Raw genomic sequence first — 14,661 nt, forward strand, 5'->3', positions numbered from 1 at the left:
AAGGTTTGAGCCTGTTGATAAAGTTGAGGAACAAAATGACAAGGAGAGTAACGAGGATTTTTCTCAACCGTCCTATCAAGAAACAGCGTTGTCGCCAACAGAAAGGGCTACTTCTACCGAAGAATTTCATCAAAGAATGGGAAAAACAAAGGACAGAAAGCAATTATCCGAGTTTCAGGGGAAATATCTCCAGCCCTTTCGCAACAGCCACCGCAAAGCCGTGTATGTATCAGAGGAAACCCAACGAAAGTTAGACTTCGTGGTGCGGAGAATCGGTGAGCATGGAGCGAGCGTTTCGGGATATGTCGAACAGGTACTTCGGGAACACCTCGACCAATACAAGGAAGATGTGGAAAGATGGAGGAAACTCTGAACTACTGCATCCCTCGAATGCAAGCCTACGCCGAGTTACTGTATTCAATGAATGCAGTAACACAGCAGGGGCTTATAATCCCATTTTCTACATCAGCAAGGTGTGTCTTTGTACCACAAATTGCAATTTGTACCACAAAGACCCTTGCCCCGAAAGGGGATTAAATCACTCCAAAGTCGAGATTAGATAACAGAATAAAACATAAGATTAGGCTAAAATTAGAATAATGAATACCGTTTTTTAGACCCTATACACCCAAAGTTGCCGCAAGTTTCTCGATATACTTGAGCTTGATGACATCTTCCCACTGGCCACCTTCCTCTGTTCTCACCTTCTTGTATTTTGAGAGCATTCTGAAGATTTGCTTGTATGAATATTTCTCATTGAGCTCTTTCTTTACAACCTCATTCTTCACCCTCGTAGTTATGATGACGGAAATGAAGTTGATGAGTTCTGTGGCATATACTCTGTAGTCAGTATGCACGTTTACGGTATCGCGGTCAATAATGTTCTTGTAGAGATTGAACATCGTTTCTATCATCCATCTTTGCGAATAAGCCAAGTATACGGTAAGAGGAGACAGATTCTTCTTTGACTTGAAGACAATAAGACCGAATGAAGATTTCTTCGCAGTATATTTTTCTCCATCGAAGCCATCCTTCTTTTTCTGCGCCTGCTGTACATAGGCAACTTCCTGCTCGTATGCCATCTTCGGATCTCTGAATGCGTATAGGTATTTGCCATTAGACATTCGCACCTTCTTATATAGTATGGTTGAGTCTGTATATCCTTCCAGATGCTCTGTTGGATTATCCATCCCATAGTTCTTGATGAAAGCAGAGTTCTGCTTCAAAGGAATGAGATAAGAAAGGCCTTCAATCCTGTCAACCTTCTCAAAAAGCTCCTCGTTGTAGAAGCCTTTATCAAAGATCATCAAACCGTTAACTATCTTGTTCTCAGCCACAAAGTCGTTTATGGACGTTTGGTCAAGCATATTGCCTGGATATGGTTTGGCCGCAATAGGCTCCTTTGTCTCCGGGTTGTAGGCATATAGCAGGCTTAAATCTTTCGACCCCTTTGTTCTTGCCTTTCTTGAGAACTCCGACATGTATCCTTCTTTTGAGTTATAATCCTTGAGCATTCCATCAATAACGATGTTCTTTCCAGCAAAAGCTTCTATACGATTCCTCATAAACTTGCATATCAACGAGTACGTCTGGCCTATCCCCTGAAGGAATGCTGATACGGCATCCTCCGACAGATGAACCCCAGGGATTATCTCTGATGCGAAGGAAGTCATATACTGTAGCATCAGGTCTCGGTTCTTTATATCACCATATGCAGCCCTTAGCAATGCTATTGTATAAATCCTCTTGGCATCGTTTAAATCCCACACCTTGGATAGTTCGTCCAGAAGTTCCCTTCCATGCTTGTTACATATTGCTATCTCTCCATAGTCCTTGATATCGATGGACCTCTTCCGTGGAGCGGTATTACTCTTCTTCTGTGCGACAAATCGGCCGTCGACTATCTCGCCAACGGTTCCCAAGTCAACGGTTTTTATCTTGCCGCCAACCCTCTTGCTTGTTCTCTTTATAACTACAAACCTTGCTCCACGGCGCTTCACCACCGTGCTGCTAGGTCTTTGTACTGCCAGTATATCCTTAGGTATTGCCATATTCTTGTATTGGGTTATTATGTTTTGAAAACCCAATACAAATATATATCATTTCTATAAGATACACAAGCTTTTAGACGAATTTCTTTGTAAAATCAAGATATCAGAGATAATTATTCGCATTCTTATCTGTCAAACTTAGACAAAATAAAGTTTTTAGGCTGAAATATCGGTAATTTAGGGCTTTTTGTATGGGGTGTAGAAAACGGCATTCCTTATTAGAAGTAGCCAACAACAATCGTTACAGACAGAGAGACAGAGGAAGTGCCATGCTGGGATAGATGGGACTCCCGTATGCCCGACGTGAAAGACCAGCTGCGTGTCATTACCCTATACAATATATCGAGTGTCGTAAGCAAATCCGATATTGTCCGTGCCCGAATCCTCGGGGAGAGATTCAGACACTACCTAATATCATCTCTTTTCGTATCATCCCACACCTTAAGAGTGTAATAACTTGTGTGCGTTATATTATTCAAGGGAGAAATAGAAACTCTAAAAAACAAAGTATCATTGAAATGACTATTCTTTAGTTTCTTATGATATGGGGTTACGATACAGTAAACACTATCATCATAGTTATATTTATCATATTCAACTATTATTTGGTATGGGAGTTCTGGGTGATTATTTCCAGTATCATCCTTTTTTGTTAGCTTGATTGCGTGCATGTTCATGAAGTTGTCCCATTTAAATCCCTTTTCAACAAAAACACTTTTTACATGTAATCAGCTGTATAACGCTATTTTCTCCTGTTTATTGCTACGGCTTTTGATACCCATACAAGGGTATTGAGGAACACCCTTATATGGGTGTTGCCTGTTACCCTTATATGGATATTAGAACATGCCCTATAATTACTATCACGATCTGTCAGCACACGGTTATCTAAACTTTTTAGGAATATGTTTTGATTGAACATGCCATGACCATGCCAATGGACGTTTTCTCTGTTCAAACCATTTACAGCCTGTTCTTATCCAATGATCTCTATATTCCCTAATTGATTCCGCCGTGTAATCCTCATTACCGAATTCCACACCACAACAAGGACATATTTCATAGGTTGGAGTTTTTTCGTCATCTCCCCATGGCTCAAAACCTAATCTATACCCACAGATTCTACAATATTTTTTTCCATAATCACTATTGATTTTCCCAATACTTGATACCATCTTTTGGTTTAAACATTGTCTTTGAATTTCCTTGAGAATCCATAGCTCCAAAGGAATTATTATAAGACTAGCATAATGAACTGGGGAGGCTAATGAATTTCCTTTAAAGCGGATATATAACTTTATATACAATACTAGTGTCTTCTACAACATCTTTTTGTTTGTTTTTAAAATATATTTTTTTTGCAACAACCTCATTTGAAGAACTGACATTTACATAAAAAATCCTATAATTTTCCATCTTAGTTCCTCTGGTTTGATCTTCATGTAAATTAATTGATTTCACTAAAGAAAAGATTGAGGGAGAAGAAAATAGTTCAAAAGAATCAACTCCATCAGTTATAATACCATTATTAATCATACTCCATCCTTTAAATAGATCTGTAATATCTCTACCTCTCTCATCATAAATTTTCAGATTTTCCATACTGTTATATATACCATCTAATCCTGGCTCTACACCTCCTCCAGAGAAGAAACGAACTTCGGGATTGCATAAATCAATGTTACATTTTAACAAATAATAGTTCCGCCTAGATCCTAGTGAATCATCAATAACGATATGCCTTAGCTCCACATCAGTAATATTATAATTTTTATAATATCTACTACATGATGCAAGAGCAAGGCATATACAAGCTAATATAATTTTTCTTTTCATCATCTGTCTATCAAATAAATTTGATAAATCCCATGAATATTACCAAATACATGCGATTTTCGAGTAGTAGATTCTCCCCAAGTCCAATAATGAACATAGTTAGAATTATCCATCCCTGTCATTTGTATATAATGATTTGGGAATCCATCACCAATATGTCCTTCTGCTGTGTGATGAACAAGACCAATAACAAATTTTTCTCCATAATTTATTTGTTTCATAAAAGACATTGTTGGAAATGAAGATACCACTTGTACTTTGGCTCCAACATATGATTTTAGGAATTCTTCAACAAAACTTGGGTACATAAATGAAGAGGCTCCACTTTCTCCTGCAAAAGGATTAAATGAACTAAATGCATTATTTTTATTGGTAATGGCACCTTGCATAATTGCATCAACAGAACGCATACCTACAGATTTCAAATTACTTTCAGTTCCATTCTTCATGTCTTCAGTTACCGTTAGAGAATATCCATTATTTGTTGATTTTCCTGTAGTATATAAGCTGATAGCGGTTTGGGCATATAATTCGGGCTGTTCTTCTACCATGTATTTTGAAATTGCAGCTGCTCCACATGTTCCGTTTGTGCCTTGCTGAACACTTGTAGGATGTTTTATTTGATATGTTAAATCCTCAACAAACTTATTTTTAGATATATAAGGAAAGACGGTTGAAGTTTTTTTCTCTTTTGCAAACTTATCTATTATTGTCAAAGCATTTTTTCTATGAGACCCATCTCCCATTCCTGTTTTGTCAACTAACAGAATTGGATTATTATGACAATAAGCATAAGAATTTACATTTGGATATTTCTCTTCCAAAGGATCCGTACTCATCCACAGACTAAGTCTCGGCTCATAATACCTCGCACCATAATAGTACAGTCCCATCTCCTCATCAAATTCCTTGGCATTGAAGAGGTAAGGCGTGTTCCAAGTATTATTGCGCTCCTCAATGAATACTTCGCCGAATGGCACATATTCGATATGCTGAGCCACCTCGCCATCAAGATTGGTGATGTAGCTTGAGCTGCCCAAGTGGTCGGGGTGATAGTAGAACTGCATCTTCTCGTAGTCGTCATTCGGCTTGAAGTTGCCATCAATGGCTGACCGAGTCATGGCTTTCGCCTGTGCAGCCTCCAGCGAGCCGTCGTTGCAGCAGAAGCCCCGACCGTTCACGTAGTCGTCGTTGTCCTCACCGTTGTAGGCCACGCCGAAGTCCTTATAGTTGTCCTTGATGGACTGCTGTTGCAGGGCATACTTCGCCTTGTAGTCGACCGTGATGCCGTCCGCCTCGTTGCCTGCGTATGGTATTCGTCTCGGATCGGCACCGTAGCTTGCAAGGTTACCTAATTTGCTGACGATTCTCTGTGAACCGATGTAGATGTGCTTGGTGTATCTGCCGCCCTGACTTGCCACCAAGTACGGACTGACGTAGAGGGTGAACTTAGCCGTGTTGGTGCGTCCGCCTGAGAATTCGGAGTTCACGTAGATTTCCTCATTCTCGCCGCTCAACTTCACCGTGCGTTCGCCGTCGGTATCATACCAGTAGTTGCTCACAAAACCGTTCTCGTTGGCTGCAAGGAGTCTGTTCTCCTCGTCCCACTTGTACTTTTGCTCGCCTGCCTTCTCATCCTCCTTGCCGTCCTTCTTTACGCGGCTCGTGTTGATATAGACAAGGTTGCCGTTGGCATCGTACTCGTACTTGTGACCGTTGCCCACGGTCGCACTGCCCGCAGGAGTCTCCTCCGTGCGGTAGTTCAGATCACGTACGTTGTCCAGCTGGAACTTATGTCCGTCTTCCTTCTGATAGGTATAGGTGAGGTCATAGCCTGCGTTGAGCGTACCATCGAACTGTACGCCGCTCTGCGAGAGGTGCTGCTTCTTGCTCGTGATGCGGTGCATGTTGTCATACCCCATGGCGAGCGTATAGGAGGCCGTCTTGCCGTCGGCACCAGCGTATGTTCCCGTGGCACTTGCCAAACGATATAATGGGTCATAGGTATAGCTGTGGCTCATCTGTCCGCCCGCCTTGCCGCTCTGCGGGAGCGGGGCATTGTTCTTTACACCCAGCACGTTGCTCACCGCGTCATAACTGTAGGCATTGTCCATGATGGTGCCTGCCTTGGCATTGACCACAAGGTTCTGAAGTCGGCGACGCTGTGGGTCGTAGGTGTAGAACGTCTCCGCCCCGTTGCAGTACTTCAGGTAGGTGCGTTGCTCGAACTTGTCGTAGCCAATCTTGTTCACATAGTCGTAGCCGTAGGACTTGTAGCCGCGCACGTGGGTGAGCTGTCCGCCGAGGTTGTAGTCGTAGGTGACCTTCTCCTCATCAGGAAAAATCATTTCCAGCAGTCGGTTGTGGCTGTCGTACTTCCACTGCGTGACGTAGGTGGCGATTGCCTGATTGGGCACAATCATCGTACGCACGGTCTTCAGGACTTCACCCATCTTGCCGTAGTAGTACTCGATGGCACCGCTACCGTCCTCACGGAGCATCAGCCTGCCGATGCGATTGTAAGAAGAGTGAATGCCACCATAGTGGTACTTCACGTTGTTCTCCGGATGATCGGGATAGTTGATGGCTACCAACCTGCCGTAGTCATACTCATAGTTGATGGTCTTGCCCTCTTTTTTGAGGTTGGCTGTCTGCTTGGTAACTACATTGCCGAGATAGTCATAAGTAAAGGTAGTAATACCACTGGCTGGATGATTGACTTCCGTGCGGCGGTCGCCCATGTCATAGACCGATGTAGTTACGTTGCCCTCGGTGTCGGTCACCTTGACGAGCCGGTCGATGCCGTCATACTCGAAGGTGGTGGTAATCGTTCCGTCCGGCCCGCTGAGCTGCTCGGTCTTCACCGTCTTGCCGCTACCGTCGGTGTAGGTAGCCTGCCTGTTTCCGAGTGCGTCGGTGACGGTGGTGACAAGCGTGTTGCTGCCAGCCTCGGTAGCGTATTCCGTCTTGGTAGTGCTGTTATCTGGCAATGTCACCGTCGTGGCACGGTCGAGCACGTCATAGACGCTCACCATGGGCGATACATTGTCAAAACTCTTGTTGAACGTAGTTCTGCTGCCCGTCGGCTCGGTGGTGGGATAGTAAGCCTTTGCCACGCGTCCGAATGCGTCATAGACGTTGCGTCCGCTGACGATCATCACGTTCTCGTCCTTGGGCGCGCTGCCCTTGGCTGCCGTGGTGACCACGCCGTCCTTCTTCACCTGCACGGGTCTTCCGAAGCCGTCCACGAGGGTGACGGTCTCGAGGTCGTCGCTCGGATGCTGCACGTCGTAGTGTTTGGTCACGGCGTATGCGGGGGCGGTGATGCCGTTTTCCCCGAAGGTTGCCTTGGGCTGATAGTCAAAGGCGATGATATACGGAACACCCGTAGCCAACTCATTAGGACCGCGGACGGCCTTGATGCGTCCAAGGTTGTCGATGTCGGTCTCATAATAGAAGTGGTTGAGGTCCATGCGACGCAATGCCATACCGTAGCGGTAGTCGAAGTTGCTTGCCTCGCTGCGATAGCCAAAGGCATCGTCCACACGCTCCACGTACATGTTCATCACTGGCTCGTAGCGGTAGCTGTACCACATACGCTGTCCCTTGCCGTTGGCAGGAAGCGTGGTCTTGGTGATGTTGCCGTAAGCATCATAAACGTAGTCGGAAACGGCTTCGCCACCACCGAGTTGTTGGCGTATCTGCGTGAGGTGGTCGGCATGGTTCATGTCGTACTTGGCAGACACATGATGGTAGGTTTTGCCATCGCCACCTGTTACGGTAACATCGACAGGAAGACCGAAGATGTGCTTGGCATCGTTAGAGGCATACTGAATGGCAGTCTGATAATCGAAACTACCGGAGCCGTTCTCTCCGAGTCTGCCCTTGTCACTGAATTTATAGGACTTCAGCTCACCGTGATAGCCCGTGAGGTAGTATTCGTTCCATGCCTCGGAGGTGGTGATGCCGCTTGCTTTGCCCTCATATTGTCTGTTGGCAGTATAGCGCAAGGGGACAAAGGCCGATGCACGGTCGCTGCACAATTTCTCCTGCTTGGCAAAGGTGTACTTGTCGCCATTGGCAGTGAGATAGTAGCCATCGTATTCGTTCTTGGTCTCAGTGTACTTGTTGCCGTTGGCGTCCTCCACCGTCGCACCGAGTTCGTTGCCCTGCGCATAGTAGGTCGATACGTCATAGAGCTGCACAGCCTGACGATAGACGGCTGAGTCGCCCTTCTCGGTGTCGATGTTCTTGGTAACGATCTTGCCGAAGCCGAGGAACTCACGCTCGTGGCGGTCTTTCTGTCCGTCGGAGTAGGCGAAGACGGTCTTCATCAGAGGTCCGTCATCATGGATACCGTCATCGACGGTCACGGACGACATCACCCACTTGCCGCCGGGAAGTCCGTAGGTTGGCGTGGTATGTTCGTAGTCGAGCGTAAAGGTGCCGCCGAGCGAGTTGGTCACGCTCCTAAGCATGTTCGTCCTGCCGATGGCGGAGCGAGTAACCTTTAGTTCGCTTTCTTTATCGGACTCAACGATGTCCAAATACCCGTCGCCGTCAACGTCCTGCAGGGAGTAGGTCGTGCGGTTGATGGAGTGTCCCGTGCTTGTGCCGGGATTCAGACAAATCTTGACAACCGGCGTAGGCATGGGGGTGAAAATTGTATAGGTAAATGCACCATTAACCGATTCTGCTGTAGATATGTTTTCACTCAACAACGAGGTTCCTTTCCAAAGAATGCCATCAGTAAATCCGTCTCCTTTGTTCAAGGCGACAAAGACCTTGTCGTCTGTCATCCAGACCTTGTCGGGCAAGCCATCGGAGTTGATATCAATCAAATCATATTCTTCTACACCTCGAGAGGTTACCAAACCGACTCCTCCACTAACGCTCCCCGAAGCTTTTACTATACTTTTCTTATCTTCTGTAATATGTTTTTTTGTAAAAATCGTATCACCGGCGCCTATACTCATGTTGTAAGAGTTTGTCTTTCCGCCCTGTATGCGATCTATGTCCCATGCTATAGGATCAGCAAACGAATAACCAAGGTTTAATCGAACTCTCCTATCTGTCAGAATTTTATCGGGGAGTCCATCTCCATTGATATCCATGAATGTTTCTACAGCGTCTTCTGTATTCTCAGGAATGTTACCAGATATGGATATTTTGGCAAGGAAAGATGTACGCAGGTTATTGAGAGCTTTTTTGAGCCCAGTATTCATTTGCGTACCAGTAGAACCGCCTTTGTAGGGTGTCATCATATCCAAGAGTGCTACACCGGAAGCGACAGGTTTTCCGCCTGCTCCCCATGCTTTGGAACTATGTTTCCCTGTGGTTTTACCCATGCCACTATATTTCTCTCCGCTGAGACCTCCTTGAGTGTTGGTATATTGAATGGTACCTCCTGCGATGATGTCTGGATAACCGTCGCCATTCATATCCGTCATGGTTACATCTGTTGTTGACGTTCCTCCTGCTTCATTGTAGGTAATTCCCATACTACCTCCTTGCTTGACTGTACTTTTGCTGGTTGATACCAGTGTCACAGCAGTGGCTCCTGTTCCTTGCAAACAATCTCCTGTAAGTGCCGCTGTTTCTGTACTACCTTCTAAAGGATTTGTCAATATGACTTGCTGCTCACCCAATCGAGCAGTCCCCATCGTATCTGCCGTCAGATAAATGAATTCATTCTGACCTATCCAGCGTGCAAAGGTCATTTGGTCTGTGCCAATAGGTGTAAACGCCATGGTTCTCGGATCCAGTTTGGCATCCTTGCTGTCGGGAAGTTTCAGCAGTGATTCGTCAATAGGCTTGCCATACCTGCCTTCGGAGGCATTATAGGCAAAACCGCCCCAGCCACGATACAGCATACCCATACCGGTATTGTCACTTTGGGCATAGAAGCCCGCCTGTGCTGTGCCTGTACCGCTTACCGTAGCCATCGAGGTTACTGCCTGTCCCGATATGTTTCCTGAATAGGAGTAGTCTATCCATATCTTGCCTGCACTGACACCTGTGATTGTCAGCGGGTCTCCTGAAAGAGAACCGCCATTGAGCGTATAGGTCTTCTTGCCGAGCAACTTGTCAGCCGTCTTGACGGTCATCGTCACCGTTCCGCTTGCCGTCGGGGGAACGACGGTAATGCTTGGGGTTACAGACAATGATGCCGTATTGGAGCCCAGTACAACGGGCTTTCCCTCATTGACCATATCGGCAAAGAGAACATAATGGGCAGCCCCTGCCGTTTGCTGCTTGCTGCCATCCTTGGCGGTCACTTCCACCTGCGGTGTCCATCTGACTTTCGACCAGTCCACGTTGGAAGTGGAGCTGACCTCAAACTTCAAATTGGTATAACTGTCAGGATTGGGGATTGTCTGTTGGAGTTCTCCGTCAAACGCTTCATTCCACGCAAAGGTCCGGGTGTATATTTCCTTTTTCCGGTACTTGGGATTCTTATTTCCCAAACTGTCCGTCTCGTTATTGGATGCGTAGACCTTGAGTGTTACATCATCAGTCGTTACGGGTTTGGTAAACTTTCCGGAAAGCCCCAATGAGATGCTTTCTGCAATGTTGGCCACAGTGTGGGCATCATAGATGGCTCCCTCCTCCGATTTGTACACCGTGGTGGAGAGACCGTCGGGAAGTTTCTCTTCCGTTCCCGCATAGGTGATGACGGGTGCCCATTTCACGTTGTCGAAAGCGCCGTTGCTTGTTTCCTCGGTACCGCTCTGCACGCGGAAGTAGATTCTATCTCCTTTCTTGACGGCGATATCCTGTGCCGTTGCATTATAGGCTGTGGCGTCGCCCTTGGCAATTTTCTTGTTCCAGAGTTCTGTACTACCTTTCTGAATGGCTACGCGCACACCATCAGCATGAGCATACTCATCGGTATCGTATTCGCCTGTTGGAGTAATCAAACTAACTGTACCCGAGATGCTGATGATTCCATCTTTAGGTGCCTGCCATACACGTACCATATCTTCCATAGGAGAGGATTTAATCAATTCTGCCTGCTCGGCAGGATCAACCTCCACAACAGAGGCATCTATCTTCCCGCCATAAAAAATCAGACGACGCGGAGCAGCACCACTCAGAAGCAAAAAAGGAAGAACAGCACCACATTGATCGAAAACTACAAGATGAAAAAAAAAAACCCCACCACAAAAAACGACAACCACAACACCACCACCAATAACAGAGAGGAAATACACAGACGTGGTGGTAGTCGAACAAAAAGCAACACCAACAACAGCAGCCAAGAAATAATAACACACAGCCGCGATGGCACCTCCACCAGAGAAAGAACTACTGAACGAAGAAAAAAAGGAAAAAACAACAACAACTGCAACAGCTCCACAAAAGACTACACCCTTAGCAGAAGTACATATCTGAGGACGATAATAAACAGAACCACCATCCCGAAAAACCTTGTCAGGAAATCCATCACCATTAAGATCCACAAAAGTAAAGAATCCATTACAATTATCAAAAGAATAACCAAAAGAACCACCAATAGTACCACCTGTCCAAGAACCTCCATCAACAACACCTACACCAGCATAGAAAGAACCACCAAAAGAAAAACTCGTTGTTCCACCAAAGGCACTAGGTTTGTCACAAAAAACGCCACCAACAAATTGGAAAGGACTCAAAAAGCCTGCACCAAAACCGTCATTGTGCGTATTCCATATTTCCTGTTTTTCCTTAAAAGGCACATACCCCTTTACGGCCTGCACATCATCATAATACTCAAATTTTTGATAAGACACTTCTGCACCTTTGTCGTCGAGTTGCTTCACACCCGTAAGCACATCTTTGTTGAACGCACCCTCCCTATAGGCAAAGGAATAACTGCGCAGCGCACAGCCTTGGAAGTGCACCGTTACCTTCTCCAACAAACGATTCGACGAGGTGAGGAAACCATAGCGGGCATTGTTGGTCTTGAGGCGTTTCTCCTTACCGCCCTCGAAGACAACCACGGTATGGGGCGCCTGTCCGCTATTACCAGCACGTACTTCCTTAAGATAAATGGCTTTTGCCACAAGCCCACCACGAACAGGCTCGTCGGCGGTCTCATAGACGTACTCGATATAATCACCATGAGTCTCCTCCACACGTTTGAGCTTCCACTCAGAAATAACCTCACGGCTGTGCCCACTAACATCGGTGATGGTACCTTTGAGAACGGCACCTTCACCACCATAAATATACTTGACGCCTTGCTTATCAGTTACCTCCCAAGAATAGTCGGCAGGAGAATTACCCTTTCGGATAATACGGCTGAAGTCTCCTCCCTGCCGAGTGTAGAACTGTCTGTCCGCTTTTCGGTTCATCTTCTCACCACGGTGAGCCACCCCCATCTTGCCGTCGTCACCCATCGTGGAAAGCATAGAGCCCGACATCAAATAGGTCTCGGTTTCTTTACTTGTATCGTATCTTGGGACACCCCAGCGAGTATCCAACGTAATAGAAGGAACAGAGAGATTCCAACCCTCTCCAAGCCATCCACTACCGCCCTCACTACTATACTGTATGCCCAAAGATGGAGCCATACCATTGCGTGCGGGAGGCATTTCAAAGCCATACTGGAGATTAGCAGAACCTCGGTTGTTGGCTGTAGGAGGTGTAATGAGATTGATTTTTGATGTCGGATCCGCTGCCTTGATGTCGTTCATCATTGTTGGTGTGAATCCGTCGGTCTGTGGTGATTCGGGTGCTTTGATGACACCGTTAATCATATCTGTAAAGTGAGTGGTCTTTGAGACCACACAGGCAGAAGCCTTGTCCACTTTCACCCTTTCGAGAGCCACCCAATGTTTTGTCTCTTTATCGAAATAGTAGGTGTTGATATCGTCTTCTGTAAAACCGCTTGGGATTCGCGTGCGGTCGTATTTTATCTTCACCGTTGCACCCTTGCCCTCGAAGTGGTTGCCGTGGGGCAGAAAGCGGTAGCCGTCTCCCTTGGCGGTGACGTTGGTCATGCCGTAGTCAAGGGCAGGAATGTCCGTCTCGCGGAGTGCCGTGATGGAGTATCTGCCATCCCTTGCGATGTCCGCAGCCTTCACGGAAAGGACGTTGCCGCCGATGGCGATGCTGTCCGCCCTGTGTGCGAGGAACTGCTTCTCCGCCTTTCCACCGACGGACACGAGGGCACGGGCATAGTCCGCCCTGCCTCCTTGTATGGGTGTTATTTTCCTACTGATGTTCCTGCCATCAATGACTGCCGTGAGCTTGAGCTGTCTGCCCGTCGATGGCACGATGCCCTCGAATTCTCCGTCATGGACGGTGAGGGTTGTGCCGTTCACTGAGACACGGCTTGCCTTCCCACGCACGAAGCCGTAGAGATAGGTCTGACCGTCATAGGCTACGGGGACGGAGGAAAGGATTATTTCTTCCTGCTTATTGGTATTAGTCTTTGTCTTAGCATCCGCTACGGTTTCGATATGTACGTTCCTGACCGAATAGGCGTAGGAAGCATCCGTCGGAATGGTGAAGAGGACGGTGTTCCTGCCGTCCTTCAGCCACTCGGGGCTTATTTCCTCCCTGACGGTCTTCCAGTCCTTGGAAAGAACCGTAAGGTAGCCGCCGACAGCCATGCGATCGTTGATGCTCCTGCTGATGCCCTGACCAGAACTTACGCCCTTGAGGTCATAGACCAGCCATGCGCGCATATTTGGAGAGACTTTCTCGACTGTTATCTCGAAGATGTTGTCCTCGGGGTTGTCCGAAACCCGTCCGTCGGGCTGTCCTATGATGCCCGAGGCATGATCTGCCGTGTAGATGGTCGCCATAACGGAAGAAGTTGCTGCTGCTGTCGTCTTTGACTTATCCTCCTTCCTTGCCGTCCGTGATATTCCCTGCGTAGCTTTTTCTGCATTATGGACGTTCTTCGTGAACGTCTCGGTCTGTGCTGCCACGGATTGTGATATACTCGTGCCGTTGTTTTCACGTACACTGTCCTGTCCCTTGTATATATGCGTCGCAGCGATGGCTGCGGTGATGGCTGTCAGTAATGCCGCCGATATGAGGTAATGCTTTGTCTTCATAGCCGTTGGAGTTTAGTAGTTTGCCATTATCTTCCTTGTGAATTCCTCTTCTAAGGTGAGTGCTTTGACGACGTACACGCCCGTCTGCGGTACGGTGAAGTCGGCACGCTTGATGGTGCCTCCCGCCATGTCCGTCCGGCTCAGCAGCCTTCCCGATGTATCATAGACGAGCAGTTCGGCATCGGTCTCCTTGGCAAGTCTCAGCTCGGCACTGAACGCCATACCAGTCCCGTCCTTCCTTGTCACGGTGAGGGCAGAATGGGCTTGTCTCTCGATGGAGGAGGTGTTTTCTGCCGACCTTGCCTGTGCCTTGGGCACGTTCGGGCTGCACTCGCTGCCGATAATTACCGCCATGCTGTCCTCGACAGCCTTCTTCGTCTCGTAGGCCACGCCCCTCGAAACGCTCGTCAGGGCGAAGTCTCCACCGTCGATGCTCAGCCCGTCGATGGTCGAGAGTCCCTTGTTGAAGCCCATGCCGAAGAGCCAGCCGAGACCGGCTTTCTTGGCCGCACGGTGGACGACGATGCCGTTTACCGTATAGCTTACCGTGTCGGGGGTGAAGATGATGCCGAGTGCGTCACCTCCATTCAGGGTGACGGCAGCACCCATGGGTTTACCCTCGACCACGACTTGTGCCGTGGCATTCTTCACGTCGAAGCCGTGGAGGATGTTCTTTCCCAGTCCGAGCGTGGTGCAGAGTCCCGCCCTGTAGTCGGAGGTGAGCG

6 protein-coding genes and 1 pseudogene are annotated in these 14,661 nt (G+C 47.4%); 2 read left to right on the plus strand and 5 right to left on the minus strand.

Annotation, left to right across the window (positions count from 1 at the left end; translation table 11 throughout):
* Positions 1 to 373 (plus strand): DUF3408 domain-containing protein (locus H515_RS0109410; protein ID WP_028901878.1); only part of this gene is annotated, 373 nt, incomplete at its 5' end.
* Between the two features lie 247 nt (positions 374 to 620).
* Here H515_RS0109410 and H515_RS0109415 read toward each other — a convergent pair.
* Entirely contained in the window at positions 621 to 2,051 is a 1,431-nt protein-coding gene (locus tag H515_RS0109415; protein WP_025877816.1) for a transposase, read from the minus strand.
* Between the two features lie 191 nt (positions 2,052 to 2,242).
* On the opposite strand from H515_RS0109415, the pseudogene H515_RS15090 reads away from it, so the two are divergent.
* Positions 2,243 to 2,465: pseudogene (locus H515_RS15090) on the plus strand (hypothetical protein); the annotation flags it as partial.
* 470 nt (positions 2,466 to 2,935) lie between these two features.
* Here the strand turns inward: H515_RS15090 and H515_RS13330 are convergent.
* The 4 genes from H515_RS13330 to H515_RS14760 all read right to left on the minus strand — a co-directional run.
* Positions 2,936 to 3,226, minus strand: a complete 291-nt coding sequence (locus H515_RS13330) for a hypothetical protein (protein WP_081410150.1) — start codon at positions 3,224 to 3,226, stop codon at positions 2,936 to 2,938.
* Positions 3,227 to 3,329: 103 nt separating this feature from the next.
* Complete coding sequence (locus H515_RS0109425) at positions 3,330 to 3,890, minus strand: hypothetical protein (protein ID WP_025877823.1); 561 nt, start codon at positions 3,888 to 3,890, stop codon at positions 3,330 to 3,332.
* On the minus strand, positions 3,887 to 13,936 hold the full coding sequence (locus H515_RS13335; RefSeq protein WP_244870074.1) for an RHS repeat-associated core domain-containing protein: 10,050 nt from the start codon (positions 13,934 to 13,936) through the stop codon (positions 3,887 to 3,889). The genes H515_RS0109425 and H515_RS13335 overlap by 4 nt, the downstream gene beginning before the upstream one ends.
* 12 nt (positions 13,937 to 13,948) lie before the next feature.
* Positions 13,949 to 14,661: T9SS type A sorting domain-containing protein (locus tag H515_RS14760; RefSeq protein ID WP_028901879.1), on the minus strand; the 713-nt coding region annotated here is incomplete at its 5' end.

The organism is Prevotella corporis DSM 18810 = JCM 8529 (assembly GCF_000430525.1).
In the GTDB taxonomy this organism is placed as follows: domain Bacteria; phylum Bacteroidota; class Bacteroidia; order Bacteroidales; family Bacteroidaceae; genus Prevotella; species Prevotella corporis.

Coding starts and splice junctions, on each gene's coding strand:
- H515_RS0109415 (WP_025877816.1), bottom strand. CDS start 2,051: ATGGCAATACCTAAGGATATACTGGCAGTACAAAGACCTAGCAGCACG.
- H515_RS13330 (WP_081410150.1), bottom strand. CDS start 3,226: ATGGTATCAAGTATTGGGAAAATCAATAGTGATTATGGAAAAAAATAT.
- H515_RS0109425 (WP_025877823.1), bottom strand. CDS start 3,890: ATGATGAAAAGAAAAATTATATTAGCTTGTATATGCCTTGCTCTTGCA.
- H515_RS13335 (WP_244870074.1), bottom strand. CDS start 13,936: ATGAAGACAAAGCATTACCTCATATCGGCGGCATTACTGACAGCCATC.